This is a genomic window from Micromonospora sp. NPDC049374, assembly GCF_040677165.1.
In the GTDB taxonomy this organism is placed as follows: Bacteria; Actinomycetota; Actinomycetes; order Mycobacteriales; family Micromonosporaceae; genus Micromonospora.
In genome coordinates this window covers 127,639-153,767 of the sequence record NZ_JBFAQH010000004.1, presented here as the reverse complement: position 1 = coordinate 153,767, position 26,129 = coordinate 127,639, and the positions used below count along the sequence as shown (strand labels likewise).

Genomic DNA, 26,129 nt, shown 5'->3' with positions numbered 1-26,129 from the left:
ATAGACGGTAACGCTGGAGGGTGCATGGGACGCGGGCGGGCAACAGTGGTCCTGATCGGACTGTCGGGCGGCACCTTCCTCTACACCACCGCGGAGGCGCTGCCCATCGGGCTGCTGCTGCCGATGGCGCTGGACCTGGCTGTGTCACCCGCGGACGTGGGCATGCTCGTCACCGCGTACGGCGCGGTGGTGATGGTCGCCTCGGTGCCGTTGACCGCGCTGGTCCGTCGCGTGCCTCGCCGGCGACTGTTGTCGGCGTTGCTGGCCGGCTTCGTCGTCAGCAACGCGGTGACGGTGCTCGCGAGCAGCTTCGCGGTGCTGATGGCAGCTCGGATGGCTACCGCGGCGACCCACGCGTTGTTCTGGGCCGTGGTGGTGCCGGCCGCCGCGGAACTGTTCCGGCCGGGGCTCCGTGGCCGGGTGGTCGCGATCGTGTTCGCCGGTGGCAACGTCGCCCTGGCCCTCGGCGTCCCGGCGGGCATCTGGCTGGGCGAGCGGGCCGGCTGGCGGGCCTCGTTCCTGGCGGTGGCCGGGCTCGGTGCGGTGGTGTTCGCGGTGGTCGCCTCGCTGCTGCCCTCGACCCGGCCCGACCAGGGACACGCCACCCGGGGCGCGACCCCGGACGTACGTCGCTTCTGGCTGCTGGTCACCGTGGCCGTTCTGGCCACCGCCGGCGCGATCGCCGCCTACACCTACGTCGCCCTGTTCGTCACCGAGCACAGCGCGATGGCCGCCACCTCGGTCGGTGCCGTCCTGCTCGTCCGCGGCATCGCCAGTGTGCTCGGCATCCTCGCCGTCGGCGTGGTGGTGGATCGCAGCCCCTGGCTCGCCCTGGTCGCGACGGTCGCACTACAGTCGTTGGCCCTGGGCGGGCTGTACACACTGGGTCACCGGCCCGCTGCGGCCGTCGGCCTGATCGCCCTGGCCGGGTTGGCGTTCGCCGCGTTCACCGCGACCCTCGGCGGCCTCGTTCTGCAGGTGGCGCCGGGGCGATCGGATATCGCCGCCGCCACCGTGTCCGCCGCCGTCAACGTCGGCATCACCGGTGGCGCCTTCATCGGCGGGCTCACGCTGCCGAGCCACGGCGTGCACCGCACGGCGCTGATCGGTGCCCTGCTCAGCGCCGTGGCCCTGGTGCTGGCGCTTACCGTTCCGCTTCGGGTGGTGCCGTCTCCGCCTGGTGCAACGCGGCCAACCGTTTCGGGGCGCGGGCGTACCAGGCTTCGACGATCAGCTCGGTCAGTTCGGTGACGTCGATCCGGTCCAGCCGGACCAGGACCGACGGGTAGCCGTCGAAGTGCGGTGTGGTGAAGAAGAGGTCCGGGTCGTCGGCGAGCAACGCCTCCTTGACGCCCAGGTCCGCCACCCGCACCCCGAGGATGGGACCGTCCGGCGCGGCCGAACCGAGATCCTGGAGTTCCTTGCCGCGTAGCGGGCGTTCCCAGACGAACGGCTTGTCCTTCACCCGCCAGGCGGCCACCCCGTCGTAGGAGGGCCGCTCGCTGGTCTCCGGCAGGCCCAGCGCGATCCGGCGTACGTCGTCCCAACTGGCCACCTCCCGACGGTACGCCAGGTGGCGCGCCCGGTGGGTCCCGGGACGCCCGACTCCGCCCGGCCACCTCGCCGCGACACCGCCGCTCCTCCGGCACCGCGCTGGCGTGGCGGGAGCCGGGTCGGCGATGGTGGACCGCATGGAGATCACGCCCGGCCCGGCCCCGGTCTGCCTGGCCGACTTTGCCGCCCTGGCCCGGACGGTGCTGCCGCCGCACGTCTGGGACTACCTGGACGGCGGCAGTGGTGCCGAGGTGACCCTCGGTGCGAACCGCAGCGCGCTGGACCGGGTCGGCGTGTTGCCGAGGGTGTTGACCGGGGTGACCACCCCGAGACTGCGGACCCGGTTGCTCGGCCGGGAGTACGCGATGCCGGTGGGGGTGGCGCCGATGGCGTACCAGCGGCTGGTGCATCCCGACGGCGAACCGGCACTGGCCGCCGCGGCCCGTGCCGCCGACGTGCCGTACCTGGCCAGCATTCTCGGCAGCACCCCGATCGAGGAGGTCGCCGCCACCGGCGCCGAGGTCTGGTTCCAGCTGTACTGGCTGCGTGACCGGTCGCTGGTGGCTGACCTGCTGGCCCGGGTCCGCGCCGCCGGCTGCCGGGCGTTGGTGGTCACGGTGGACGTGCCGGTGCTCGGTCGACGTCTCCGGGATCTGCGCAACACCTTCCGGCTCCCGCCGGAGCTGGTCCCGGCGAATCTGCCCGGTGGTCGCGACGATCTGGCCCACGGCGGTACGCCGGGCGTCACCCCGATGTCCGCCCAGCACGACGCGGCGTTCGCTCCGGCACTGAGCTGGGCGGACCTGCGGTGGCTGGGGGAGAGGTGCGACCTGCCGCTGGTTGTCAAGGGCATCCTCGATCCGGCCGACGCCGTGCGGGCCGTCGAGGTGGGGGCGCAGGCGGTGGTCGTGTCCAACCACGGCGGCCGGCAGCTCGACGGGGTCCCGGCCAGCGCTACCATGCTGCCCGAGGTGGTGGCGGCGGTCGGTGACCGGTGCGAGGTGCTGCTGGACAGCGGGATCCGGGGCGGCGTCGACGTGCTGCGCGCGTTGGCGATGGGTGCCGACGGTGTCCTGGTCGGTCGGCCGATGCTCTGGGCTCTGGCGGTCGGTGGGCAACCGGCGGCCAGCACCGCACTGGCCCTGCTCGCCGACGAGTTGCGGGACGCGCTGGCCCTGGCCGGTTGCGCGGATCCGGCGACCGCCCGCGGGCTGCGCACCGTGCCGGTGAGCTGACCGGTAGGGTGCGGCGACTCATCGCGTTCACCGGTTCGCAACCTGTGACCGCTGTCCTGCCGTCGTCCTCCGTGGACGGTCATAATGGGCGACATGGTTGCCTGGGAGTACGCCCTGCTGGTCCGCCGCTACCAGGGACAGGGCCGCAATTTTCATGTCTCGTTCGTCTGGTACGGCCCGGACGGGTCCCGCAAGGACATCACGGCGTACGGCGACACCGCCATCGCGCATCTGAACCGCGCCGGGCGGGACGGTTGGGAACTCGTCTCCGCCGCCGAGGACGTGAACAACGTGCAGGGCAGCACCGAGGTCCACCGCTACCACCTCAAGCGTCCGCTCGCCTGAGGCGGTTCCACCGCCGCCGCGCCAACAAGGGCTCCGCCGGACGTTCGACCACTCCGGAGCGGGCCGGGATCGCGCCGGGCCGCTACGTCCCGGCCCGGCGCGACCATCGTCAGCCCAGCTCGACGTCCGGGTAGAGCGGGAAACCGGCGAGCAGCTCGCTGGCCTGGCGGCCGACCTTGTCCGCGAGGGCCGGGTCCAGGACGTACTTCGCCTTGGAGGCCGTGCCGTCCGGGCCCACCCCGGCGCTGGTCTGGCTGAGCACGGTGTGGATCAGCTCGGCGGTGGTGTCCATCTCCGCCGTGCCGAGCCCGCGGGTGGTCAGCGCCGGCGTACCCACCCGGATGCCCGAGGTGTACCAGGCGCCGTTGGGGTCCTGCGGCACCGCGTTGCGGTTGGTGACGATGCCCGAGTCCAGCAGCGCCTGCTCGGCCTGCCGGCCGGTCAGCCCGTAGCCGGTCACGTCGATCAGCACCAGGTGGTTGTCGGTACCGCCGGTGACCAGCTTGGCCCCCCGGCGCAGCAGACCCTCGGCCAGTGCCTGCGCGTTGTCGACGATCTGGCGGGCGTAGCCGGCGAAGTCGGGCCGGCGGGCCTCGGCCAGGGCCACCGCCTTGGCGGCCATCACGTGCGGCAGTGGGCCGCCGAGCACCATCGGGCAGCCCCGGTCGACCTGGTCGGCCAGCTCCGGGCCGCACAGCACCAGGCCGCCGCGCGGACCACGCAGCGACTTGTGCGTGGTGCTCGTGACGATGTGCGCGTGCGGCACCGGGTCGAAGTCGCCGGTGAAGACCCTGCCGGCGACCAGGCCCGCGAAATGCGCCATGTCCACCATGAAGGTGGCGCCGACCGAGTCGGCGATCTCCCGCATGATCCGGAAATTGATCTTCCGCGGGTACGCCGAGTAGCCGGCGACAAGCACCAGCGGGCGGAACTCGCGAGCCGCCTCGGCGACCCTGTCGTAGTCGACCAGGCCGGTGGCCGGGTCGGTGCCGTAGCTGCGCTGATCGAACATCTTGCCGGAGATGTTCGGCCGGAAACCGTGGGTGAGGTGCCCGCCGGCATCGAGCGACATGCCGAGCATCCGCTGGTCGCCCAGCTCGCGCCGCAGCGCGAACCAGTCCGCCTCGGTGAGGTCGTTGACGTGGCGGGCCTGCGCCTTCCTCAGCGCGGGGGACTCGACGCGGTCGGCCAGGATCGCCCAGAACGCCACCAGATTGGCGTCGATGCCCGAGTGTGGCTGCACGTACGCGTGCGACGCGCCGAACAACTCCCGGGCGTGCTCGGCGGCGAGCGCCTCGACGGTGTCCACGTTCTGGCAGCCGGCGTAGAACCGGCGCCCGATGGTGCCCTCGGCGTACTTGTCGCTGAACCAGTTGCCCATGGCCAGCAACGTCGCCGGGGAGGCGTAGTTCTCGCTGGCGATCAGCTTGAGCGATTCGCGCTGGTCGGCCAGTTCCGCCCCGATCGCGTCGGCGACCCGCGGCTCGACACCACGGATCACCTCAAGAGCGCTGCGGAAGGCGGTGGATTCGGCGTTGCGCGACATGCGACCTCCAGGTGACGTACGGAAGGCCCAGGCGCTCGGCATGCGTCCTCGTGACGGGGCCGCTCCCCGATGGTTCTCCATCTCCAATGCGCCAGTCACGGCCCGAGGGGATCCTACCGGGTACGCCGGCACGGCGGGCCGCAGCGGGCGACCGTGCGGCGCATGGTGGACCCGCAGCCGGGCAGCGGGATCACCGCCTGCGGCCGGGCCGAGGGCCTGGCGGGCACACTAGTATCGCCGCATGGCCGGGACGGACGATGGTGGCAGTCTCCTGGCCATCAGCGACTTGCACGTCGGGCATCCGGAGAACCGGCCGGTCGTCGAGGGGCTGCGTCCCCGGACGCCGCAGGACTGGCTGCTCGTCGCCGGTGACGTGGGCGACACCGTCGCCGAGGTGGACTGGGCGCTGCGGCTGCTGGCCGGGCGGTTCGCCCGGGTCGTCTGGTCGCCGGGCAACCACGAGCTGTGGACGCCCCCCGCCGACCCGGTGACGTTGCGGGGTGCGGCGCGCTACGCCCACCTGGTCGAGCTGTGCCGTGAACTCGGCGTGGTCACTCCCGAGGACCCGTACCCGGTGTGGGAGGGGCCCGGCGGCCCGGTGACGGTGGCGCCGCTGATGCTGCTGTACGACCACAGTTGGCGGCCGGACGGCTTCGACACGCCCGAGGCGGCGCTGGCCGAGGCGTACCGGACCGGGATCGTCTGCACCGACGAGGTGCTGCTGCACCCCGACCCGTACGAGAGCCGGTCGGCGTGGTGTGCGGCCCGGGTGGCCGAGACCGCCCGCCGGCTCGCCGAGCGTGATCCGGCGCTGCCGACCGTGCTGATGAACCACTGGCCGCTGGTCCGGGAGGTGACGCGGGTCCTGCGGTATCCGATCTTCGCCCAGTGGTGCGGCACCGAGGCCACCGCCGACTGGCACGTACGCTTCGACGCCGCCGCGGTGGTCTACGGCCACCTGCACATTCCGCGTACCACCTGGCACGACGGGGTGCGGTTCGAGGAGGTGTCGGTGGGCTACCCCCGGGAGTGGCGGCCCCGTGGCGTACCCCCGGGCCGGCTGCGGCAGATCCTGCCGCCGCCGGACGGGGTGCCGCCGACGGCCTGGTGAACCGGCTCGGCCGCCACCACCCGGCCGGCTACCACGGAAACCGCGCCTCAGGCTGACGCGTGTGCCGCGGCCGACCGGGGGTATGCGGCCGGCAACCAACGAGCTGGAGGTGAGTCGTGGCCACCATGGTGCAGCGGCCGGACAGTCCGGTGAAGGACAAGAACTACGACCTGATCCACGCGTTGCAGATGTCGCTGGAGAACATCTGGCACCTGGAGATCTACATCGCCGACGCGGACGCCCGAGGTGACGAGGAACTCGCCACCTGGTTCCGCAAGATCCAGGAGAACAACCGCAAGGCGGGCGAGCAGGGCAAGCAGATGCTGGCCGCACGTCTGCAACGCGAAAACGGCTGATCGGCGCGACGACGGCAGTTCCACCAGGTCCGGCCGGCGGCGCCGCGGCCCGGCAGGCTGGGACTCGTCGCGGCCCGGCGTCCGGCGGTGGCCCGCCGCGCCGGGTGCCGCGTCGTACCCTCACAGGTGTGGCGACGGCGGCGGAGGAGATCCAGGTGGGGCGGCGGACGGTCCGCGTCACCAGCCCGGACAAGCCGTACTTCCCCGAGCGTGGGCTGACCAAGCTCGACGTGGTGCGCTATTTCCTCGCGGTCGGCGACGGCATCCTGCGCGCGCTGCGGGACCGGCCGACCATGCTGGAACGGTGGCCGCGCGGCGTGTTCGAGGGCGCGACAATCGCCACCCGGCAGGACAACCGGGGTGACGCGTTCTACCAGAAGCGGGTGCCGGCCGGCGCGCCCGACTGGGTCGGCACCGCCCACATCACCTTCCCCAGCGGACGCACCGCCGACGAGGTCGCTCCGGGGGAACTGGCCGTGGTGATCTGGGCGGTCAACCTGGGTACGCTGCGCTTCCATCCGTGGCCGGTGACCAGGGCGGACGTGGAGCGGCCGGATCAGCTGCGGATCGACCTCGACCCGCTGCCCGGGGTCGGCTTCGACCAGGTGGTGCCGGTGGCGCAGCAGGTGCGCGCCTTCCTCGACGAGTTGGGGCTGACCGGCTATCCGAAGACCACCGGCGGGCGTGGGCTGCACGTCTACGTCCCGATCGAACCGCGGTGGAGCTTCGGCGACTGCCGCCGGGCGGTGCTGGCCCTGGGCCGGGAGATGCAGCGGCGCCGGCCGGACCTGGTCACCACCACCTGGTGGCGGGAGCAGCGGGACCGGCCGGTCTTCGTCGACTACAACCAGATGGCCCGGGACCACACCATGACCTCGGCGTACTCGATCCGGCCGACGCCGGCCGCGCTGGTCTCCGCCCCGTTGGACTGGGCGGAGCTGGACGACGCCCGGCCGGAGGACTTCGACGTGACCACCATGCCGGGCCGGTTCGCCGATCGGGGCGACCCGCACGCGGGCCTGGACCAGCACCGCTTCTCCCTGGCGCCGCTGCTGGAGTTGGCCGACCGGGAGGGCCTGGAGTCCCCGCCCGAGCGCTGAACGGTCACCCCCACGGGCTCCGCACCCCGTCGTACTCCTCGAAGACCAGCCAGCTGCGGGTGGCGAGCACCCCGGCGATGCGCTGCACCCGGTCCAGCACCACGTCCCGCAGGGTGGCGTTGTCCGGCGCCCGGACCAGGGCGAGCACGTCGTGCTCACCGCTGAGCAGCGCCACGTGTTCGACATAGCGCACCCGGGCCAGCTCCGCCGACACCTCCCGCCAGGTGTTCTGCCTGATCGTCAGCGCGATGTACGCCGAGGTGCCCAGGCCGGCCGCCTCCGGGGCGACCCGCGCGGAGAAACCGGTGATCACCCCGTCGCGCAACAGCCGCTCCACCCGGGCGTACGCGTTGGTGCGCGAGACGTGCACCCGTTCGGCGAGCGTCCGAATGGAGAGCCGACCGTCCCGGCTCAGCTCGTCGAGGATGCGCCGGTCCACCTCGTCGAGGGCGACGGCCGAACGTCCCGTTCCGCCCCGCCGGTCCGCCTCCTCGGCGGCCTCCTGGCTCATCGTGGCCTCCTCCGGGTGCCATTCATCCCGCGTTCACCGGGCATCTTGAGTCAATCATCCGACAGCAGGAGCATAGGGCCACCACACGTCCAGGAGGTTCCGCCGTGACCACCACCCCCCAGGCGGCCCGCAGGGCATCTCCGCGCAAGCGGCGGCCGGCCACCCCGACCGCGCCCGATCCCGCCGCCGGCCTGCTGCCCCGGACCGAACCGGTCCGGCTGCTCAACCCGGACGGCACCCTGCTGCTGGCCCGCGCGGACTACCCCGAACCGCCCGTCGAGGCGCTGCGCGAGATGTACCGGCGGATGGTCGTCGGCCGGCGTTTCGACGCGCAGGCCACCGCGCTGACCAAGCAGGGTCGGCTGGCCGTCTACCCGTCCTCCCGGGGCCAGGAGGCCTGCCAGGTCGGCGGTGTCCTGGCACTACGCGACGACGACTGGGTCTTCCCCACCTACCGGGAGTCGATGGCGTTGACCGCCCGCGGCATCGACCCGGTCGAGGTGCTCACGCTGCTGCGTGGCGACTGGCACTGCGGGTACGACCCGGCGCAGCGCCGCACCGCGCCGCAGTGCACCCCGCTGGCCACCCAGTGCGTGCACGCCGCCGGACTGGCCTACGGCGAGTCGTACCAGGGGCGCGACACGGTGGCCCTGGTCTACATCGGCGACGGTGCCACAAGCGAGGGCGACTTCCACGAGGGAGTCAACTTCGCCGCCGTGTTCAAGGCCCCGGTCGTGTACTTCGTGCAGAACAACCGGTATGCCATCAGCGTCCCGCTGTCCCGGCAGACCGCCGCCCCGGCGCTGGCCTACAAGGGCGTCGGCTACGGCGTCCCCAGCGAGCAGGTCGACGGCAACGACCCGGTGGCCGTGCTCGCCGTGCTCACCCGCGCGGTCGCGCACGCCCGCGCCGGCAAGGGACCGTACCTGGTCGAGGCGCACACCTACCGGATGGAGCCGCACACCAACGCCGACGACGCCTCGCGCTACCGCGACGCCGACGAGGTCGAGGCGTGGCGCGACCGCGATCCGCTGGTCCGGCTGGAGACCTACCTGCGTGGCCGGGACGTGCTCGACGACGCGGCCGTCGCCGAGATCGCCGAGCAGGCCGAGACGTACGCGGCCCAACTGCGGGAACGGATGCACACCCAACCCACGGTCGACCCGCTCAGCCTCTTCGAGCACGTCTACGCCGAACCCACCGCGCAGTTGGTGGAGCAGCGGGAGCAGGTACGCGCCGAACTGGCCGCGGCAGCGGAGGAGGACGCCTGATGGCCACCATGACCATGGCGAAGGCGCTCAATGCCGCGCTCGCCGACGCGATGCTCGAAGACGAGCGGGTGCTCGTCTTCGGCGAGGACGTCGGCCAACTCGGCGGCGTCTTCCGGATCACCGACGGACTACAGGCCCGCTTCGGCGACAAGCGCTGCTTCGACACCCCCCTCGCGGAGGCCGGCATCGTCGGGTTCGCCGTTGGGCTGGCCATGTCCGGGCTGCGGCCGGTGGTCGAGATGCAGTTCGACGCGTTCGCGTACCCGGCGTTCGAGCAGATCGCCTCGCACGTGGCGAAGCTGCGCAACCGCACCCGGGGCGCGCTGAGCGTGCCGATGGTGATCCGGGTGCCCTACGCCGGTGGGATCGGCGGCGTGGAACACCACTGCGACTCCTCCGAGGCGTACTACGCGCACACCCCGGGCCTGAAGGTGGTCACCCCGGCGACCGTCGACGACGCGTACTCGCTGCTGCGGGAGGCGATCGACGATCCCGACCCGGTGGTGTTCATGGAGCCGAAGAAGCTCTACTTCGCCGGTGCCGAGACCGCGCTGCCGACGCGGACCGAGCCGTTCGGTCGGGCGGTCGTGCGCCGGCCCGGACGCGACGCCACCCTGGTCGCGTACGGACCGGCGGTCCCGGTCGCGCTGGAGGCCGCCGAGGCCGCCCGTGACGAGGGGTGGGACCTGGAGGTGGTCGACGTACGCACCATCGTGCCGTTCGACGACGCCACCATCGCCGCCTCGGTGCGGCGCACCGGGCGATGCGTGGTGGTGCAGGAGGCGCAGGGCTTCGCCGGGGTCGGTGCGGAGATCGCCGCCCGGGTACAGGAACGGTGCTTCCACGCGCTGCACGCCCCGGTGCTGCGGGTCTCCGGGCTGGACATCCCGTACCCGGCGCCGATGCTGGAGCACATCCACCTGCCCTCGGTCGACCGGGTACTCGACGCGGTGGCCCGGTTGCAGTGGGACGACCAGCCCGACCAGCGTTGGCTGACCGAGAGCAGTGCGGCATGACCGAGAAGGTTTTCCTCCTGCCCGACCTCGGTGAAGGTCTCGCCGAGGCGGAGATCGTGCAGTGGCGGGTCGCGGTCGGCGACACGGTAAGCGTGGACCAGACCGTGGTCGAGGTCGAGACCGCCAAGGCGGTCGTCGACGTGCCCTGCCCGTACGCCGGTCGGGTCGTCGCCCTGCACGGCGTCGAGGGTGAGGTACGCCCGGTGGGCCAGCCCCTGATCACCGTCGCCGAGCCGGTCAGCGGGCGCGCCGACGGCAACGAGCCGACCGGCCACGCGGTCTACCGTGAGGAGGAGCGGGCCGGCTCCGGCAACGTCCTGATCGGGTACGGCACCGGCCACGGTGGTTCCCGCCGCCGCAGGCGGCCTCGGCTCGCTGCGGTCACGCACGCACCGGAAGTGAGTGTCGCCCCGGCGGTCCCGCCCGGTCCGGCGGTGACACCGTCCGGTCCTGGTCGGCCACCGGGGCCGGCCGACCGGGAGCCCGGCCCGTCCGGGGCAGCGCAGCCCCTGGTCATCTCGCCGATCGTGCGGCGGTTGGCCCGCGAGCGTGGGGTGGACCTGGCGACGGTGCGCGGCAGCGGCCCCGGCGGTGTGGTCCGGCGGGCCGATGTGGAGGCGGCGGCCCGCGACGTCACCGGAGGCCCGGTCGGCGTGACTGCCCGGCTCACCGCGGTGTCGGACCGGCCGGCGACGACGGCGCAACACCCGGCGCACGGTGACCCGGCCCCGGTCGGTGCCGAGGATCTGGTCATCCCGTTGACCGGTATCCGCCGGACCATCGCGGACAAGCTGTCGCGCAGCCGGCGGGAGATCCCCGAGGTGACCATCTGGGTCGACGCCGACGCCACCGGCCTGCTGGAGACCCGGGCCGCGATCAACTCCGCCCGCCCGGACCGTCCGGTGAGCATCCTGGCCCTGCTCGCGCGGATCTGTCTGTCCGGGCTGCGCCGCTACCCGCAGCTCAACGCGCGGGTCGACACCGAGGGGCAGCGGATCGTGCAGTCCGCCGGGGTGCACCTGGGTATCGCCGCCCAGACCGACCGGGGACTGGTGGTGCCGGTGCTGCGGGACGCCGAGCGGCTCACCACCACCGAACTCGCGACCGAACTCGCGGCCACCACCGCTGCGGCCCGGGCGGGCGAACTGCCGCCGACCCGGCTGACCGGGGGAACCTTCACGTTGAACAACTACGGGGTGTTCGGCGTCGACGGCTCGACCCCGATCATCAATCATCCGGAGGCCGCGTTGCTCGGCATCGGCCGCATCGTGGACAGGCCGTGGGTCGTCGACGGCCAGCTCGCGGTCCGGAAGGTGACGCAGCTGAGCCTCACCTTCGACCACCGGGTCTGCGACGGCGGCGTGGCCGGCGGGTTCCTGCGGCACGTGGCGGACTGTGTCGAGCAGCCGGCGCTGCTGATCGCCACGGTCTGACGGCCCAGACCGATCGAGCGGGTTCGCCGTCCCGGCTCTCGGACGGGACGGCGAACCCGCGATCCACCGCGCGCCAAGCATGAGCGGCGGCCGGATCGGATCGACGCTGGCCGCCGGCGCGCGGACGCGGGCCGGATCAGTGGTACGGCGCCGGACATAGCGCTACAGGCGGCCGAGTATCGCCCGTATCGTCTTCGCTGGCATTTTCCGTTCGCCTGAGTGCGATTACGGAAAAGGTTCTCCATGCAATGTCCCTGCTCTTTGCCGAAACCGCGAAAACGTCGGTGCCGAGCTAGGGAGAATGTGGCGGAGGAAGCGGCGATAACGGGGGGACGCATCATGATGTTGAGGCGGCGACTGACGCTGTTGGCGGTGAGTGTCGCAGCGGCACCGCTGGCGCTGGGCGCGTGCACCAGCGATCGCCGGGCCGGGCAACCCACCGAGGCGCGAGCCAACCCGGAACTGTCCGTGACGCCGGCCGAGGGGACCCGGGACGTGCCCGTCACCGGGGAGATCGGCACGTCGGTCAAGCACGGGCGGGTGACCACCGTGCGGATCACCGACGACAAGGGCGTGACCGTCGCGGCCGAGCCGCGTGAGGACGGCACCGGGTGGGTGCCGAGCCGGACACTGGAGCCGAAGCGGACGTACACCGCGGAGGTCACCGCGACCGGCAACTCCGGGAAGACGGTCACCCGCAGGACGACCTTCACGACGCAGCCCAAATCATCCAAACCAGCCATTGTCAGCACATTGTATTTTGCCGGTGATCGGACGTACGGAACGGCCATGCCGGTAACCGTCGCGTTCGACCCGCCAATTCCCAAAGAGGCGCGGGCGGATGTGCAGCGCCGTTTGTTCGTGAAAACGGATCCGCCTCAGCCGGGCACCTGGTCCTGGGTGGCCGACGGCAGTCAGGTCTATTACCGAGCGCCCGATTTCTGGCGGCCGGGTACGACGATCAAGGTCCGTTCCGCGCTGGAGGGCCTGCCGATCGGCAAGGAGCATGTCGGTGACACCGACCGGCGGGCCACCTCGAAGATCGGTCGGCAGGTCGAGTTGGAGATCGACAACGCGAGCAAGCAGATGTCGGTGATCCGGGACGGCAAGTTGCTGCGCAAGCTGCCGGTCAGCCTCGGCAAGCCGAGCACGCCCACCTCCAGCGGCAAGATGGTGATCATGGAGAAGCACGAGTTCACCACGTTCGACACGCGAGGCTCGGCCGATCCGTACGTGGTCGACGTCTCCGACGCGCAGCGACTCACCTGGGGTGGTGAGTTCATCCACGGCGCACCCTGGTCGGAGGGGGATCAGGGGTACACCAACGTGTCGCACGGATGCACCAACCTGTCCGCGGCCAACGCGGACTGGTTGATGAGCATCACCCAGGTCGGCGACCTGGTCACCGTCAAGGGCACCGAGGTCGAGCTCGACGAGGGCAACGGCTGGACGGCGTGGAACGTCAGCTGGGAGCAGTTCGCCAAGGGCAGCGCACTGCCGGTGCCGGCCGGTCTGCGGCCCACGCCCACCCAGGCGCCGGACCCGGGGGCGGTCGCCGGAGGTTCGCCCGAACCGCAGCCGTCGGCGAGCGGCGGCTGACCGGGCGTACGCGCCGGGCCGCCCGCCGTGGGTCGGCCCGGCGCTCCGAGGCGGTCCCGACGGTGGTCACCCAGGGGCGGGGATCGTCCCTAGGGTGGACCCGATCGGCCTACGGGTCATGCCCTGGGCTTACCCGGAACCGCCTTCCAGCAGGGTGGAAGTGTCGGTGGCGGGGGATAGGTTCGTCGTATGCGAGAGCGCGAGGAACGGTTCCACGTCGAGACCAGCGTGTCCGATGACGCGGTGTGCGTTCGCGTGGTCGGTGTGATCGACATCGCCACGGTCGCGGCGTTCCGCGCCGCTCTCTGGGCGGCCCCCGCCCGCACCGAGCTGCGGGTGGATCTTTCCGGGGTTCGACTGCTCTCCGCGGCCGGGGTCCGCACACTGGTCGCGGCCCGGCTCTGGGTGCGGTCCCAGGGCGGCAACCTGGTGCTGGTCGACCCGCCGCCCCTGGTGGAGCGGGTGCTGCGGGCCACCGGCCTGGGGCGGGTCATCCCGGTCGTCGCGGCGTCGGAGCGGGTGCTCGCCGCGGCGTGACCGGTCGGCGCCGGTATGCCGCCCGCCCGGGTGGCGCACCCGGTGCGGGGTCCCGACGACGCGTCCGGCGCCGGGCACGGGGCCGGCGCCGGACGCGTGCGGTCAGCGGACGCCGAGCAGATCGACCACGAAGACCAGGGTCTCGTTGGGCTTGATGACGCCACCGGCGCCTCGGCTGCCGTACCCGAGGTGCGGCGGGATGGTCAGCCGACGCCGGCCGCCGACGCGCATCCCCACCACGCCCTGGTCCCAGCCGGCGATGACCCGTCCGCCGCCGAGCGGGAAGTCGAACGGCTCGCCCCGGTTCCAGGAGGCGTCGAACTCCGCGCCGGTGGAGTGCGACACCCCGACGTAGTGCACCCGGGCCACCTGCCCGGGCTGGGCCTCGGGGCCGTCGCCCACGGTGATGTCCTCGATCACGAGGTCGGCCGGCGGGGCGCCCTCGATCGGGCCGATCTCGGGCTTGCTCGCTGCCTGGTTCATGCGGATTCTCCTGGTGCGTCGGTTCCGGTCAGCACAATCCTGCCGGATGCTACGGCCCGGCACCCCGCGGACCGGTGCGGGCCACCCGTGGCCGGGCCGGGCGGACGCGGTGCGGCGGGCGCCACCGGTAGGTGACGCCCGCCGCGGGGGAGGTGATCGAGGTCAGCGGAGCCAGCCGAACCGCTGCACGATCGGCAGCCGGGCCCAGGTGCGGCCGAGGCCCCAGGTGTCACCGGCATTGGTCACCGCGAGCAGGGCCAGCACACCGGCGTAGACGAGGTGGTCGTCCATGAAGGGGTTGTTCTCCGGGGGCAGGACCGCCGTCCACATCAGCACCAGCAGCAGACCGCCGGCCGCGGCGGCGACGCGCACCCCGATGCCGAGCAGCAGTGCGGTACCGATGGCGGCCAAGCCGATCATGAAGAGCCAGTCGGCCCAGACGGCTCCGGCGATTCCGTTGTAGAAGCCCTGGAACGGGCCGGCGGCACCGAAGCTGAGGAAGCCCTTGGTCGGGCTGCCCCCGTTGATCCAGGCGTTCTTCGCCTCGGTGGCGAACCCCAGGCCGAACACCTTGTCCAGGAAGGCCCAGAGGAAAACCCAACCGAGCGCCAGGCGGAGCCCGGCGAGCAGGTAGCGGGTGGCCCGGGTGCGGAGGTTCTGCTCCTGGTTGGTCTCGGCCACCGGGGTCTTGGCGGCGGTGTTCCGCTCGATCATCGCGGTCATCATGTCCACGTCCCTTCTCTGCTTCGCACCGCGTGTCCCGGTGGCACTTCTATTGGACGCCCGGGAAGCACCCGGAGATCAGGGCCGGCGGGCCGTTGCCGGCCGGGACCTTCGACCCGTGTTCACCGGGACCCGCGACCGGTGCCGGCCCTGGACGACCCGCCACCGCAGCGGTCAGTGGGCGACGTACAGGTCGGCGAGTTGGGCAGCCAGCAGTGCGGGAGCCTCGGCCAACGACGGGCCGTACCAGGTCAGGTGCCGACCGGACACCAGGGCGCAGGGAATGCCGGGAAACGCCTCGGGCCCGTCGTCCCGGGTGAAGCGGTACGGTTCGTCCGGCAGCACGATGAGTTCCGGTGCCTGGTCCCGCAGCTGCCGCAGGCTCGGTCGTGGATACCGCTCCGGCTGCTCGGCGTACGGGTTGGCGATGCCGAGCCGGTGCAGCAGATCCCCGGCGAACGCGTCGGCGCCGAGCACCACCCAGGGTCGTCGCCAGACCGGCACCACCGCGCGTCGGCGGACCGGCGTTCCCGGTAGCGCTGCCCAGGCTCGACGGGCCTCCGTGAGCCAGTGCGGTTCCGCTGCCGATCCCAGGTCGCGAAGCAGGTCGGCCAGCTCGGTCAGCGCACCGTCCACGGTGCGCGGATAGGTCACCCGGATCGGTACGCCCGCCGCGGCCAGGGCGGTGGCGTCCGCCCGTCGGTTCTCCTCGACGTTGAGCAGGACGAGGTCGGGACGGAGATCGCGGATCCGGTCCAGGTCCGGGTACTTGGTGCCGCCCACCCGTGGCACGTCCAGGTCCGCCGGGTGGGTGCACCAGTCGGTGGCACCGACCAGCAACCCGGGCAGGGTCGTCGCCACCGCCTCGGTCAGCGACGGCACCAGGGACACCACCCGCACCCGTCCACCTCCTCGGCCCGGGCGCTGGATGGCCCGCTGTCGACCACCGTCCGGTCACCGACCGCCCGCCGGGGAAGCCGCCGGCATGATCGTCATCCTAGACTCGGTCGGCCGGCGGGAGGAGAGCCTTGTCGAGCTGCCCGCGCACCGTTGTCCGGCCTTTGCGGCCGCTGCCGGCCGGCGAGAGAGGTTGAAGAGGATTCATGGGTACGACGATGACCGGTGACCACGATCGCGGGCTGTCGCAGGTGCCGGAGGGGGCCGGGCGGGGCGCCGTGCTGATCCGGGCGGAGCAGCGGGTGCACGCCGGGCTGCGCCTGGGCGAGATCGTCCGGCGCCGGCCACCTGGTCTCACGGCCAGCCAGTGGAACACGGCCAGCCGAACGCTGTTCGACCATGTGGTCTGCACGGCGGCGACCGGACGGCCCGAGTTCGCCGTCGAGTTCCGGTCACCGCCGACCGACGCCACCGCCAGGCGGGCCGAGCGGACCACGGAAGCCGTCGCCGCCGCGATCGGGCTGCCGCTGCTGCGGATCGTCTCCGACACCCTGCGTACCGCCGGACACGGGCCGCGGATCGTCGCGTACCTCGTCGACGCCCGTCGGTACGCCGCCGGTGCCGCCGGCTCGGACGCCACGGACGTCGGGTTCCGGGACATCGTCGGCCGGCTGCCCGACGGACGTGAGGGTGCGGTCAACGACCTCGGCGCGCTCGCCCGCGCCGAAGCGGTGGAGGCGTACGTGGCGCGTCGGTTGACCGACCCCATCCTGCGTGGCTTGCACGTGCGTTGGACGCAGGGGCCGGCCGAGGGCTGGAGTTGGGCCGAGGTGCGTCCGGGCGAGGTGCTGGTGGAGCGGGTGACCGTGCAGGCGTACGGCATCTCCTGTGGCGTCGAACCCGCCCGGCTCGCCGAGGACCTGGCCGTCCTCGCGATCGGCGAGCGGCTGCGGATGATCGAGTCCGGCGCGCCGTCGCTGGTGCCACTCGGGAATCTGCTGGCCGACATTCGGCGGCTACGGGATCGTCGCGACGAACTCGTCGGCGATTTCGCCTACGACCATCTCTGCCAGCAGTGACCGCATCCTGAGCGTCGGTCGGCCGAAGGCGGACGGTGACCGGCCGGGCGCGGAAAGAAACATCGAAAAAAAGTTGGCGGCCTTTGAACCGCCGTCGGAGCGGACCCGTACCTCACCGCGAATGGACAGGATCTCCCCAACCCGCACCGGCCGGTGCGGCAGACGGTGCGGAAAGGGCATCGTCGTTTGTCGACGTGCCACCGGTGCGTTCAGGCGGTCCCCGTCGAGCGTGCCACCAAGATTCCGTTCGGTCCGTCGAGTCACGAATCAGGAACCGGATCGAGAAGGAGAGCAATTCGATGCGCAGGTCAACCCGGTCGCGCCGACCAACCGGTAACGCGCGGACCAAGCGACTTCTGGCCGTTGGCGCCACGCTCGCTGTCTTCGGCGGCGTCGTCGCCGTGACCCAGATCTCGTCGGCCGGTGACCGACGGTCAAACCAGCAGCAGCGACCGGTGGCAGCCGAATGTGTCGCACCCAGCCCCGGCGCCACCGCGCCGGCCGCTCGCGGCGCCACCACGACCCGCACCTGGCAGAACGGCCGCTGGGTGGTCAACCACTGGGGCGACGGGCAGCAGACCGTCGAGGAGTGTCAGGAGACTCGCAACGGCACCGACGGCGCGACCACCGGTGCTCTCGCGGTGGCCTGCCCGGACGTGGTCAGCCGGCTCCCGCAGGTGCCCGACCGGGCCCGCGCCGAGGTGGACCGTAACCTGAACGCGTTGCAGACCCAGATCACCGAGGCGGACGAGCGGCTCGCCGCAGAGGGCGACCGCGGCCAGGGGTTCATCCGTAACGCCATTCTCAACCCGCTGGCCAGCAAGCGTCGAGCGACCCTCGGCCGGATCACGATCGCCATCGACCGCTTCGGCCCCCGGCCGCGCGGTCTCACCAACCTCGCCACCTGCCAGGTGCAGCCGGTCGACAACAACAACGGTGGCGGCGACGGCGGCAACGACGGTGGGAACGACGACGGCGGCAACAACGACGGCGGCAACAACAACGGCCTCGACGTGCTGGCGAACAACTGTGACAACAGCCAGCTGCAGCGTCACGACGGTTTCCAGAACGGCAACCGTTGCATCAGCACCGCCTTCGGCGAGGTCGGTGCCGCGGCCAACAACCCGTCGCTGCTGATCACCGACTTCCCGCAGCAGATCAACCGCAACGAGGGCTTCTCGATCCGGGTCAGCACCCGCAACCTGGTCCGGGACCGGTTCCTCCCGGCCGGGCAGGGCGGCTACTACCTGGAGAGCTCGCTGCTCAACGGGCAGGGCCTGACCCGTGGTCACTTCCACACCGCCTGCCGGATGCTTAACAACACGAACGAGGCTCCTGCGCCTGACCCGGTGCCGGCCTTCTTCGTCGCCACCGAGGACGGCGGCGGCGGTGCCCAGCCGGACGAGGTCACCATCCAGGTTCCGGGCCTGCCGGACTCCGGTACCGCACAGTGCGCGGTCTGGGCCGGAGACGGTTCGCACCGCATCCCGATGTCGGAGCGGGCCAACCAGACCCCCGCCTTCGACGCGGTGCGCATCCAGGTCAACTGACGCCGAGAGCTGAGCCCGTGGGCTGAGATCGAACGGCGGGGCCGTCCGGAAGATTCCGGGCGGCCCCGCTGCATGTCGAAAACCGGTGCAATCCTGCCGTGACCCGAGCCCAGGGGGGCCCAACCGCGCCAGGGCGACATTCCCGCTGTTCAACGGTTCTTGTACGCCTCCACCACCTCGACCGGGATGCGACCCCGCTCGGAAATCTTGTAGCCGTTCCGGACCGCCCATTCGCGGACGGCACGGTTTTGCTCGCGGTTCATTCCCGGCGTGCCCGAACCGATGCTACGACGTGGGTTACGGCCCGTGTCGGCAGCACCACGGCCGAGGCGGCGGCCGGCATCGATAAACGGATCCAACGCCTTGCGCAGGACACCCGCGTTCTCGTCGGAAACGTCGATGGTGTACGCCACGCCATCCAGGCTGAACTCGACCGTACGGTCGGCCTTTCCGCCGTCGAGGTCGTCAGTCAGCACCGTGATTACTTGTTTGGCCATCGTCGATTACTCCCTGTGTCTGACGGGGTGTGCTCAAAGTTTGACTGATCGTCCGCCAATTGCGCAACAAAAGCGCGCCATGCGGCGGTTCGCGTTTTGCGTGGCATCGAAATCCCCGATTTCGGATCTGCTCGACGTGGGCACGGTCGACCCGATGGACGGTGGAAGTGTCACGCGCGGGTTGGCGCTCCGTGTGCTGGGTCACACGGAGGAACAACCGGGACCCGATGCGACTTGAGCCAGACACGCTCAACTCAATGCGATAGCAGGTGTTCGATGGCAACTCTTCCGGTACTTCCACTGACCGACGCCGTACTACTGCCCGGCATGGCCATCCCGGTGACCCTCGACCCGACCACCCAGGCCGCGGTCGACGCGGCTCGTGCCACCGGCGACCGCAAGCTGCTCGCCGTGCCCCGTTTGGACGGCGAGTACGGCTCCGTCGGCGCGATCGCCACGATCGAGAAGGTGGGGCGGCTGCCCAGCGGCGAGCCCGCCGCCGTCATCCGGGGCCTCTCCCGTGCCCGCATCGGCTCAGGTGTACCCGGCCCCGGCGCCGCGCTCTGGGTCGAGGCGACCGAAATCGACGAACCCGACCCCGCCGGCCGGGCCCGTGAACTCGCCCGCGAGTACCGCGCGTTGATGACCTCCGTGCTCCAGCAGCGGGGTGCGTGGCAGGTCATCGACGCGATGGAACGGATGACCGACCTCTCCGAGCTGGCCGACTCGGCCGGCTACGCGCCCTGGCTCAGCCTGGGGCAGAAGACCGAACTGCTGGCCGCGCCGGACGTCACGGCCCGGCTGGAACTGCTCGTCGGCTGGGTCAAGGACCACCTGGCCGAGCAGGAGGTCACCGAGCAGATCAACTCCGACGTCCGGGAGGGGCTGGAGAAGTCGCAGCGGGAGTTCCTGCTGCGTCAGCAACTCGCCGCGATCCGCAAGGAACTCGGCGAGGACGCCCCGGACGGCTCGGCCGACTACCGGGCCCGCGTCGAGGCCGCCGACCTGCCCGAGAAGGTACGCGAGGCGGCGCTGCGGGAGGTCGGCAAGCTGGAGCGGGCCAGCGACGCCTCGCCGGAGGCGGGTTGGATCCGTACCTGGCTGGACACGGTGCTGGAGATGCCGTGGAGCACGCGTACCGAGGACAACACGGACCTGGCCGCGGCGCGGGCCGTGCTCGACGCCGACCACGCCGGCCTGGCCGACGTCAAGGACCGCATCCTGGAGTACCTGGCGGTGCGCAACCGGCGCGCCGAACGTGACCTCGGAGTGGTCGGCGGTCGCGGCTCCGGTGCCGTACTGGCCCTCGCGGGCCCGCCCGGCGTCGGCAAGACCAGCCTCGGCGAGTCGGTCGCCCAGGCCCTCGGCCGGACGTTCGTCCGGGTCTCCCTCGGCGGCATTCGTGACGAGGCCGAGATCCGGGGACACCGCCGTACCTACGTGGGGGCGCTGCCCGGCCGGATCGTCCGGGCGCTGCGCGAGGCAGGCTCGATGAACCCCGTGGTGCTGCTCGACGAGGTGGACAAGGTCTCCGTGGGATACGCCGGCGACCCGGCCGCGGCCCTGCTGGAGGTGCTCGACCCGGCTCAGAACCACACCTTCCGGGACCACTACCTGGAGGTCGACCTCGACCTGTCCGATGTGCTGTTCCTGGCCACCGCCAACGTGGTGGAGGCCATCCCCGGGCCGCTGCTGGACCGGATGGAACTGGTCACTCTGGACGGGTACACCGAGGACGAGAAGGTGGCCATCGCCCGCGACCACCTGCTGCCGCGTCAGCGGGAGCGGGCCGGGCTGACCGCCGACGAGGTCGACGTGGACGCTGCGGCGTTGGCGCGGATCGCCGGGGAGTACACCCGCGAGGCCGGCGTACGGCAGCTGGAACGTGCCCTGGCGAAGATCATGCGGAAGGTGGCCGTCACCCTGGCCGACGACCCGACGCCCGCCCGCGTCGGCGCCGACGACCTGGTCCGCTACCTCGGCCGGCCGAAGCACACGCCGGAATCGGCGGAACGCACCGCGACACCGGGCGTGGCCACCGGACTGGCGGTCACCGGTGCCGGGGGAGACGTGTTGTTCATCGAGGCGACCAGCATGGACGGCGAGCCTGGGCTGACCCTCACCGGCCAGCTCGGCGACGTGATGAAGGAGTCGGCGCACATCGCCCTGTCCTACCTGCGCGCCAACGGCCGTCGCCTCGGCCTGGACCCGAACGCCCTCGCCGGACGGCGGATCCACCTGCACGTCCCGGCGGGTGCGGTGCCCAAGGACGGGCCCAGCGCCGGCATCACGATGGTCACCGCCCTGGCGTCGCTGGCCAGCGGCCGGCCGGTACGCCCCGAGTTCGGGATGACCGGCGAGGTGACCCTCTCCGGGCGGGTGCTGCCCATCGGCGGCGTGAAGCAGAAGCTGCTCGCCGCCCACCGGGCCGGACTGACCGAGGTGATCATCCCGGCCCGCAACGAACCGGACCTGGACGACCTGCCGACCGAGGTCCGCGAGGCGCTGACCGTACACACCCTGGCCGACGTCGCCGACGTGCTCGCCCTGGCGCTGCGCCCGGCTGAGATCGACCCGGCGGCCCTGGGCGGTCAGCGGGTCACCGCCGCCTGAGGGGTGACACCTCAGCGGCGGTCGCGGCGGTCGCCGCCGTCGAAGCGGCCCTCTCCGGGACGTCCTTCGCGGTCACGGCGGACGGTGGCCTTGCGGCCCTTGATGGTGCTGCCGCGCAGCCCGGCGATGATCTCGTCGGCGACGGCGACAGGCACCTCGACCAGGGAGAAGCGATCGGCGATCTCGATCGAGCCGATGTCCCGGCCCCGGACCCCGGTCTCCCCGGTGATCGCGCCCACCAGATCCTGCGGGCGCACCCCGGCCCGCCGGCCCACCCCGATGAAGACCTGGGTGGTGCCGGCGGTGCGGGGCCGCGCCGGCCGGCGCTCACCCCGGCCCTCGTACCCCGTCGACCGGCCCTCCCGAGGTGGGCGGACCGCGACCTGCGGAATCTCCTCCTCGGCCTCGTCGGAACCGGGCAGCGTCGCCTCGTGGGCCAGCTTCACCGCGGCGAGCGCCACCTCCATCAGGTCGAACTCGTCGCTGAGCGTCTCGACGATCACCCGGAACGGGTCGAGATCGTCCTCCAGCAGGCTTTCCCGCAACGCGGCCTGGGTCAGCTCCAGCCGACGGGTCCGTAGGTCGGCGACCGTGGGGATCTTGTCGATCGTGATCCGCTGCCCGGTGACCCGCTCGATGGTCTTGAGCATCCGGTGTTCCCGGGGCTCGGCCAGGGTGATCGCCACGCCCTCCCGACCGGCGCGGCCCACCCGACCGATGCGGTGCACGTACGACTCAGGCGCCGACGGCACGTCGAAGTTGACCACGTGGCTGAGCTGCTCGACGTCCAGCCCACGGGCCGCCACGTCGGTGGCGACCAGCAGGTCCGCGGTGCCGGCGCGCAGCCGCCCCATCACCCGGTCCCGCTGCTCCTGGCTCATGCCGCCGTGCAGTGCCTCGGCCCGGTAACCGCGACCGTTCATCGTCTCGGTGAGCCGGTCGACCTCCTCCCGGCTGCGGCAGAACACGATCGCCGCGGTAGGCGACTCGACGTCAAGAACGCGCCCCAGCGCCGCTGGCTTGTGTGCCCGCGCCACCAGGTACGCGCTCTGCCGAACCCGGGGTGCCTCGCCGGCCACCGGCTGCTCGCGGGCGATCAGGATGCGCACCGGGTCGGTCAGGTGCGCTCGGGCCATCCCGTCGATACGCGCCGGCATGGTGGCGGAGAAGAGCAGCGTCTGTCGCTGCTCCGGGGTGTGTTCCAGGATCGCCTCGATGTCCTCGGCGAAGCCCATGTCGAGCATCTCGTCAGCCTCGTCCAGCACCACGCTGGCGAGGTTGCCCAGCCGCAACGTGCCCCGGGCGATGTGGTCCAGGGCGCGGCCGGGGGTGGCCACGACGACGTCGATGCCGGCGTCCAGTGCCCGCAACTGCCGACCGATCGGCTGCCCACCGTAGATCGGCAGCACCCGCGCACCGAGGTCCTTGCCGTAGCGGTGGAACGCCTCGGAGACCTGCACCGCGAGTTCCCGGGTCGGCACCAGCACCAGCGCGTGCGGGTCGTCACCCGCCCGGTCGTCGGGCATCCGCTGCAACAGCGGCAGGGCGAACGCCGCCGTCTTGCCCGTGCCCGTCGCCGCCTGCCCGAGCAGGTCCCGGCCGGCCAGCAGCGGCGGGATCGCCTCCCGCTGGATCGGCGTGGGCTCCTCGTACCCGAGTGCGGCGAGCGCGGCGAGCAGTTCGGGTCGTAGGCCGAGGTCCGTGAAGGCGGGCGGCTCGGTGGACGGGTCGGGCGATACGGGCGTGGAACTCATGGGTCAAGCCTTTCATCACGCCAAGCGGTCCGCTGCGGCGACCACCCGACTTGTGCGCGGGGTCGCCGACGGCAATCCCGCACACCCGCCCGGTTCCGTCACCCGGTGAGCAGCGCCAGCATGATGGTGATGCCCAACACGGCGTCGATGACGATGCAACACTCGGCGTAGGCTCGCGGCACCACCCGTCGGCTGCGGTGATGGAGCAGGTCCCACCCGGCATGGGCCAGCCAACCGAGCGCCACGAGCCAGTGCCCCACGGTGCCGCCCGCCAGCACGGCGACCAGGGCCAGGGCGGACCAGCCGGCCAGGCCGGTGAGCTGGAGCCGCAGGTTGCCGGGTACGCCCCACTGCCGGCGGACCGTCCCGATCACCAGGTAACCCAGCGGCAGGATCAGCAGCGTGTACGCGCCCAGCAGGGCTGGCGAGGTCCAGCTGTCGGCGGTCACCAGCAACGCCAACCCAGCCGGCCAGCGATGCGCCAGCGCCCGTACCAGCGGACGCCGAACGGCAGGCCGGTTGCCCGGGTGGCGGACGTACTCGGTGGGTCGTCGTAGCATCGCCGCCGCCATCGCCGGCACCATCAACAGGTGGGCGCCGACCAGCAGGAGATTCGCGTCGAGCAGTCCGGCCCGGTAGCCGACCAGCAGGAGCAGGACCGGCGCGTACATGGCCAGCACCATCTCGCCGATCGCCGCGAAGGAGTGCCCTCGGTACACCATCCAGGCGGCCATGCCGATGCTCATGTCGGTGGCCAAGAGCAGCGCACCGACGCCCGGCGAGGCCGGGGCCAGCCCGAGCGTCGTACCCAGGGCGGCTCGCGCCGGACCGAGCACCAGCATGCCGGCCACCATGGCCAGCACCATCTCCAGCAGTTGCCGGGCCAGCGGCCGGAGTCGCCCGACCCGACCCGGCCCGGCCGGCTCGCTGGCCGTCGTGGCACCGGAAGACGTGGGATCAGGGATGGATGTCACGGCGGTTCTCAGCTCTGCCATGTCACCGAGCCTGGTGGCCGCCGCGCGGGGGGAACCATCCCCCAGCGGTCACCGGTCGGCCGGGTGAAACGCCCGGCCGGCCCGGGCAGACCGGCGGGTCCACTGCTGCGGCGGCGCGCTCTACCCTGTCGACCGTGGTGACCGACGCGTTGGTTGCGGGCAGCGGGCGGACACTGTCCCGCGCCCGGGCCGCGACCCTGGTGTCTCTCACCTCGGGCATGGCCGCCACCCTGCTCCTACCGGCGGTCGGGCTGACCCGGGAACCGGACGCCTGGCGGGCGGTGGCGGGCACGGTGGGGCTGTCCGCGTTCGCGCTGGTGCTGGCGGTGGCGCTGTACGCGGCGGTCACCCCGGCACCGCCCGCCCGGCTGCGCCGGTGGTTGCTGGCCGGTTACGCCTCGGTGGCGGTGCTCAGCGTGCCGCTCGTCGCGCCGGTCGCCGGTGCCGCGTGGCCCACGTGGGCCTGGCTCGGCGCGACGGTCGTCGGTGGGCTCCCGTTGCTCGCACCGTTACGGTCGGTGATGCCGGCGGCGCTTGTCACCGTTGCGGTGTCCGGGGCGGTGGCTGCGCTCACCGGCATGTCCGTCGGCCGGTCGGTGCTGCTCACCGGATCTGTCGGCGTCGGCATCGCGCTGGTGAACGGCTTCCAGGTGTGGTTCTGGCGGCTGCTGGTGCAGGCCGAACAGGGACGGGCTGCGCAGGCCCGGCTGGTCGCCGCGCAGGAGCGGTTGCGCTTCGCCGCCGACGTGCACGACCTGCTCGGACATCATCTGACCGTGATCGCCCTCAAGTCCGAGCTGGCCGCCCGGCTCGCGTCGGACGACCCGGTGCGCGCGGGCCGGGCGGCGGGCGAGGCGCAACGGTTGGCCGCCACCGCACTGACCGAGCTGCGGAGGACGGTGCACGGTTACCGTCGGATCGACCTGACCGAACAGCTCACCGCCGTGGCGCAGGTGCTGCGCTCGTCCGGGGTGCGGTGCACCGTCGCACCGCCCGACGGTGAGCTGCCGCCGGAGGTGGCGACCCAGCTCGCGGCGGTGCTTCGGGAGGCCGGCACCAATGTGCTCAGACACAGCCGGGCAGGCTGGTGCCGGATCGAGTTCACTCAGGAGGAGCAGGTGACGCGGATGATCGTGACCAACGACGGGGTGCCCGACACGGCGGAGCCCGACCGGCACAGCCATGGACTCCGCGGGCTGGCCGACCGGCTGGCCGGTGCCGGTGGGCAGGTGCGTACCCGCTGCGCAGACGGTGTGTTCACCGTCGAGGCGACCGTACCGACCGTCGTATGATCCGCGTCCTGCTGGCCGACGACGAGGAGTTGATCCGTACCGCTCTCGCCGCGCTGCTCGATCTCGAGGAGGATCTGTCGGTCGTCGCCCAGGCGGCCGACGGCGAGGAGGCGGTGACCGCCGCTCTCGCCCATCGACCCGACGTGGCGGTGATCGATCTGACCATGCCCCGACGGGACGGGTTCCAGGTCGCCGCCGAGCTCGCCCGGGCGCTACCGGCATGTGCCGTGGTCATCCTCACCGGCCAGGGCCGGCCGGCGCACCTGACCCGCGCGCTCGGCGCGGGCGCCCGCGGCTACCTGCCCAAGGGTGCGCCGGGCGGTGCGCTCGCCGACGTGATCCGCCGGGTGCACGCGGGTGGCCGGTACGTGGACCCGGCCCTCGCTGCCGATGCGCTCACCATCCCGCCCTGCCCGCTGACCCCGCGTGAACTGGAGACGCTGCGGCTCTCCGGCGACGACGCACCGGTCGCCGCGATCGCCCGCCGGGCACACCTGTCGCCGGGGACGGTGCGCAACTACCTGGCGCTGGCGGTGCAGAAGCTCGACGCGGGAAGTCGGGCGGAGGCGCTGCGGATCGCGCGGGACAACGGCTGGTTGTGATCCGCCCGCCGGTACTGGTGCAGGAAAGTG

General features: G+C 72.1%; 25 protein-coding genes and 1 riboswitch. Of the genes, 16 read left to right on the top strand and 9 right to left on the bottom strand.

The genetic code is table 11. From position 1 onward, the window contains the following. Nucleotides 1–24: 24 nt before the first annotated feature. Nucleotides 25–1,251, top strand: a complete 1,227-nt coding sequence (locus tag AB0J93_RS09050) for an MFS transporter (RefSeq protein WP_363919767.1) — start codon at nucleotides 25–27, stop codon at nucleotides 1,249–1,251. Here AB0J93_RS09050 and AB0J93_RS09045 read toward each other — a convergent pair. Further along, nucleotides 1,145–1,555: an MmcQ/YjbR family DNA-binding protein gene (locus AB0J93_RS09045; protein ID WP_363919765.1), complete on the bottom strand. Its 411-nt coding sequence runs from the start codon at nucleotides 1,553–1,555 to the stop codon at nucleotides 1,145–1,147. The two genes, AB0J93_RS09050 and AB0J93_RS09045, sit on opposite strands and share 107 nt — an antisense overlap. A gap of 124 nt (nucleotides 1,556–1,679) precedes the next feature. On the opposite strand from AB0J93_RS09045, the gene AB0J93_RS09040 reads away from it, so the two are divergent. Both AB0J93_RS09040 and AB0J93_RS09035 read left to right on the top strand, forming a co-directional pair. Continuing rightward, the gene (locus AB0J93_RS09040; protein ID WP_363919763.1) at nucleotides 1,680–2,789 is read left to right on the top strand and encodes an alpha-hydroxy acid oxidase; all 1,110 of its coding nucleotides are present in this window, start codon (nucleotides 1,680–1,682) and stop codon (nucleotides 2,787–2,789) included. An 84-nt stretch (nucleotides 2,790–2,873) separates the two neighbouring features. After that, nucleotides 2,874–3,134, top strand: a complete 261-nt coding sequence (locus AB0J93_RS09035; RefSeq protein ID WP_091088513.1) for a hypothetical protein — start codon at nucleotides 2,874–2,876, stop codon at nucleotides 3,132–3,134. A gap of 109 nt (nucleotides 3,135–3,243) precedes the next feature. Here the strand turns inward: AB0J93_RS09035 and AB0J93_RS09030 are convergent, their stop codons facing one another. After that, nucleotides 3,244–4,680, bottom strand: a complete 1,437-nt coding sequence (locus AB0J93_RS09030) for a glycine hydroxymethyltransferase (protein ID WP_363919761.1) — start codon at nucleotides 4,678–4,680, stop codon at nucleotides 3,244–3,246. An 18-nt stretch (nucleotides 4,681–4,698) separates the two neighbouring features. Next, nucleotides 4,699–4,789: riboswitch (ZMP/ZTP riboswitch) on the bottom strand. A gap of 132 nt (nucleotides 4,790–4,921) precedes the next feature. Between AB0J93_RS09030 and AB0J93_RS09025 the strand changes: the two genes are divergently transcribed. The 3 genes from AB0J93_RS09025 to AB0J93_RS09015 all read left to right on the top strand — a co-directional run bounded on the left by AB0J93_RS09025 (nucleotide 4,922) and on the right by AB0J93_RS09015 (nucleotide 7,247). Further along, nucleotides 4,922–5,791 carry a metallophosphoesterase gene (locus AB0J93_RS09025; RefSeq protein WP_363919759.1) on the top strand — a complete coding sequence of 290 codons (870 nt, stop codon included), beginning with the start codon at nucleotides 4,922–4,924 and terminating at the stop codon, nucleotides 5,789–5,791. Between the two features lie 125 nt (nucleotides 5,792–5,916). After that, nucleotides 5,917–6,147 carry a hypothetical protein gene (locus AB0J93_RS09020; protein WP_363920235.1) on the top strand — a complete coding sequence of 77 codons (231 nt, stop codon included), beginning with the start codon at nucleotides 5,917–5,919 and terminating at the stop codon, nucleotides 6,145–6,147. 128 nt (nucleotides 6,148–6,275) lie between these two features. After that, entirely contained in the window at nucleotides 6,276–7,247 is a 972-nt protein-coding gene (locus AB0J93_RS09015; protein WP_363919757.1) for a DNA primase small subunit domain-containing protein, read from the top strand. A gap of 4 nt (nucleotides 7,248–7,251) precedes the next feature. Here AB0J93_RS09015 and AB0J93_RS09010 read toward each other — a convergent pair whose 3' ends face one another. Continuing rightward, complete coding sequence (locus tag AB0J93_RS09010) at nucleotides 7,252–7,758, bottom strand: Lrp/AsnC family transcriptional regulator (RefSeq protein ID WP_363919755.1); 507 nt, start codon at nucleotides 7,756–7,758, stop codon at nucleotides 7,252–7,254. A 104-nt stretch (nucleotides 7,759–7,862) separates the two neighbouring features. Here AB0J93_RS09010 and pdhA point away from each other — a divergent pair, with 104 nt between their 5' ends. The 5 genes from pdhA to AB0J93_RS08985 all read left to right on the top strand — a co-directional run bounded on the left by pdhA (nucleotide 7,863) and on the right by AB0J93_RS08985 (nucleotide 13,614). Further along, on the top strand, nucleotides 7,863–9,029 hold the full coding sequence (gene pdhA, locus AB0J93_RS09005) for a pyruvate dehydrogenase (acetyl-transferring) E1 component subunit alpha (protein ID WP_363919753.1): 1,167 nt from the start codon (nucleotides 7,863–7,865) through the stop codon (nucleotides 9,027–9,029). After that, nucleotides 9,029–10,045 (top strand): alpha-ketoacid dehydrogenase subunit beta, encoded by a 1,017-nt coding sequence (locus AB0J93_RS09000; RefSeq protein WP_363919751.1) that lies wholly within the window; start codon nucleotides 9,029–9,031, stop codon nucleotides 10,043–10,045. Before pdhA ends, AB0J93_RS09000 begins: the two co-directional genes overlap by 1 nt. After that, the gene (locus tag AB0J93_RS08995; RefSeq protein ID WP_363919749.1) at nucleotides 10,042–11,478 is read left to right on the top strand and encodes a dihydrolipoamide acetyltransferase family protein; all 1,437 of its coding nucleotides are present in this window, start codon (nucleotides 10,042–10,044) and stop codon (nucleotides 11,476–11,478) included. The genes AB0J93_RS09000 and AB0J93_RS08995 overlap by 4 nt, the downstream gene beginning before the upstream one ends. 339 nt (nucleotides 11,479–11,817) lie before the next feature. After that, nucleotides 11,818–13,077 carry an Ig-like domain-containing protein gene (locus AB0J93_RS08990; RefSeq protein WP_363919747.1) on the top strand — a complete coding sequence of 420 codons (1,260 nt, stop codon included), beginning with the start codon at nucleotides 11,818–11,820 and terminating at the stop codon, nucleotides 13,075–13,077. Nucleotides 13,078–13,266: 189 nt separating this feature from the next. Then, nucleotides 13,267–13,614, top strand: a complete 348-nt coding sequence (locus AB0J93_RS08985; protein WP_363919745.1) for an anti-sigma factor antagonist — start codon at nucleotides 13,267–13,269, stop codon at nucleotides 13,612–13,614. Between the two features lie 102 nt (nucleotides 13,615–13,716). Here AB0J93_RS08985 and AB0J93_RS08980 read toward each other — a convergent pair whose 3' ends face one another. From AB0J93_RS08980 to AB0J93_RS08970, 3 genes are all read right to left on the bottom strand, one after another. Beyond that, on the bottom strand, nucleotides 13,717–14,097 hold the full coding sequence (locus AB0J93_RS08980) for an FKBP-type peptidyl-prolyl cis-trans isomerase (protein WP_363919743.1): 381 nt from the start codon (nucleotides 14,095–14,097) through the stop codon (nucleotides 13,717–13,719). Nucleotides 14,098–14,259: 162 nt separating this feature from the next. Continuing rightward, a complete protein-coding gene (locus AB0J93_RS08975) occupies nucleotides 14,260–14,829 on the bottom strand; it encodes a hypothetical protein (protein ID WP_363919741.1) in 570 nt (189 codons plus the stop codon). A gap of 165 nt (nucleotides 14,830–14,994) precedes the next feature. Beyond that, on the bottom strand, nucleotides 14,995–15,720 hold the full coding sequence (locus AB0J93_RS08970; RefSeq protein ID WP_363919739.1) for a helical backbone metal receptor: 726 nt from the start codon (nucleotides 15,718–15,720) through the stop codon (nucleotides 14,995–14,997). A gap of 203 nt (nucleotides 15,721–15,923) precedes the next feature. Here AB0J93_RS08970 and AB0J93_RS08965 point away from each other — a divergent pair, with 203 nt between their 5' ends. Both AB0J93_RS08965 and AB0J93_RS08960 read left to right on the top strand, forming a co-directional pair. Further along, nucleotides 15,924–16,796 (top strand): DUF2726 domain-containing protein, encoded by an 873-nt coding sequence (locus tag AB0J93_RS08965; protein ID WP_363919737.1) that lies wholly within the window; start codon nucleotides 15,924–15,926, stop codon nucleotides 16,794–16,796. Between the two features lie 299 nt (nucleotides 16,797–17,095). Then, nucleotides 17,096–18,346 carry a hypothetical protein gene (locus AB0J93_RS08960; protein WP_363919735.1) on the top strand — a complete coding sequence of 417 codons (1,251 nt, stop codon included), beginning with the start codon at nucleotides 17,096–17,098 and terminating at the stop codon, nucleotides 18,344–18,346. A 149-nt stretch (nucleotides 18,347–18,495) separates the two neighbouring features. On the opposite strand, the gene AB0J93_RS08955 is transcribed toward AB0J93_RS08960, so the two are convergent. After that, nucleotides 18,496–18,843 carry an Lsr2 family protein gene (locus AB0J93_RS08955; RefSeq protein WP_363919733.1) on the bottom strand — a complete coding sequence of 116 codons (348 nt, stop codon included), beginning with the start codon at nucleotides 18,841–18,843 and terminating at the stop codon, nucleotides 18,496–18,498. Between the two features lie 276 nt (nucleotides 18,844–19,119). Between AB0J93_RS08955 and lon the strand changes: the two genes are divergently transcribed. Beyond that, nucleotides 19,120–21,456, top strand: coding sequence for an endopeptidase La (gene lon / locus AB0J93_RS08950; RefSeq protein WP_363919731.1), 2,337 nt, complete (start codon nucleotides 19,120–19,122; stop codon nucleotides 21,454–21,456). An 11-nt stretch (nucleotides 21,457–21,467) separates the two neighbouring features. On the opposite strand, the gene AB0J93_RS08945 is transcribed toward lon, so the two are convergent. Both AB0J93_RS08945 and AB0J93_RS08940 read right to left on the bottom strand, forming a co-directional pair. Next, nucleotides 21,468–23,210, bottom strand: a complete 1,743-nt coding sequence (locus AB0J93_RS08945) for a DEAD/DEAH box helicase (protein ID WP_363919729.1) — start codon at nucleotides 23,208–23,210, stop codon at nucleotides 21,468–21,470. 98 nt (nucleotides 23,211–23,308) lie between these two features. Further along, nucleotides 23,309–24,205, bottom strand: coding sequence for a hypothetical protein (locus tag AB0J93_RS08940; RefSeq protein ID WP_363919727.1), 897 nt, complete (start codon nucleotides 24,203–24,205; stop codon nucleotides 23,309–23,311). A gap of 134 nt (nucleotides 24,206–24,339) precedes the next feature. On the opposite strand from AB0J93_RS08940, the gene AB0J93_RS08935 reads away from it, so the two are divergent. Both AB0J93_RS08935 and AB0J93_RS08930 read left to right on the top strand, forming a co-directional pair. Next, nucleotides 24,340–25,497, top strand: a complete 1,158-nt coding sequence (locus AB0J93_RS08935; RefSeq protein ID WP_363919725.1) for a histidine kinase — start codon at nucleotides 24,340–24,342, stop codon at nucleotides 25,495–25,497. After that, nucleotides 25,494–26,099, top strand: a complete 606-nt coding sequence (locus tag AB0J93_RS08930) for a response regulator transcription factor (protein ID WP_363919723.1) — start codon at nucleotides 25,494–25,496, stop codon at nucleotides 26,097–26,099. Before AB0J93_RS08935 ends, AB0J93_RS08930 begins: the two co-directional genes overlap by 4 nt. Nucleotides 26,100–26,129: the final 30 nt, after the last annotated feature.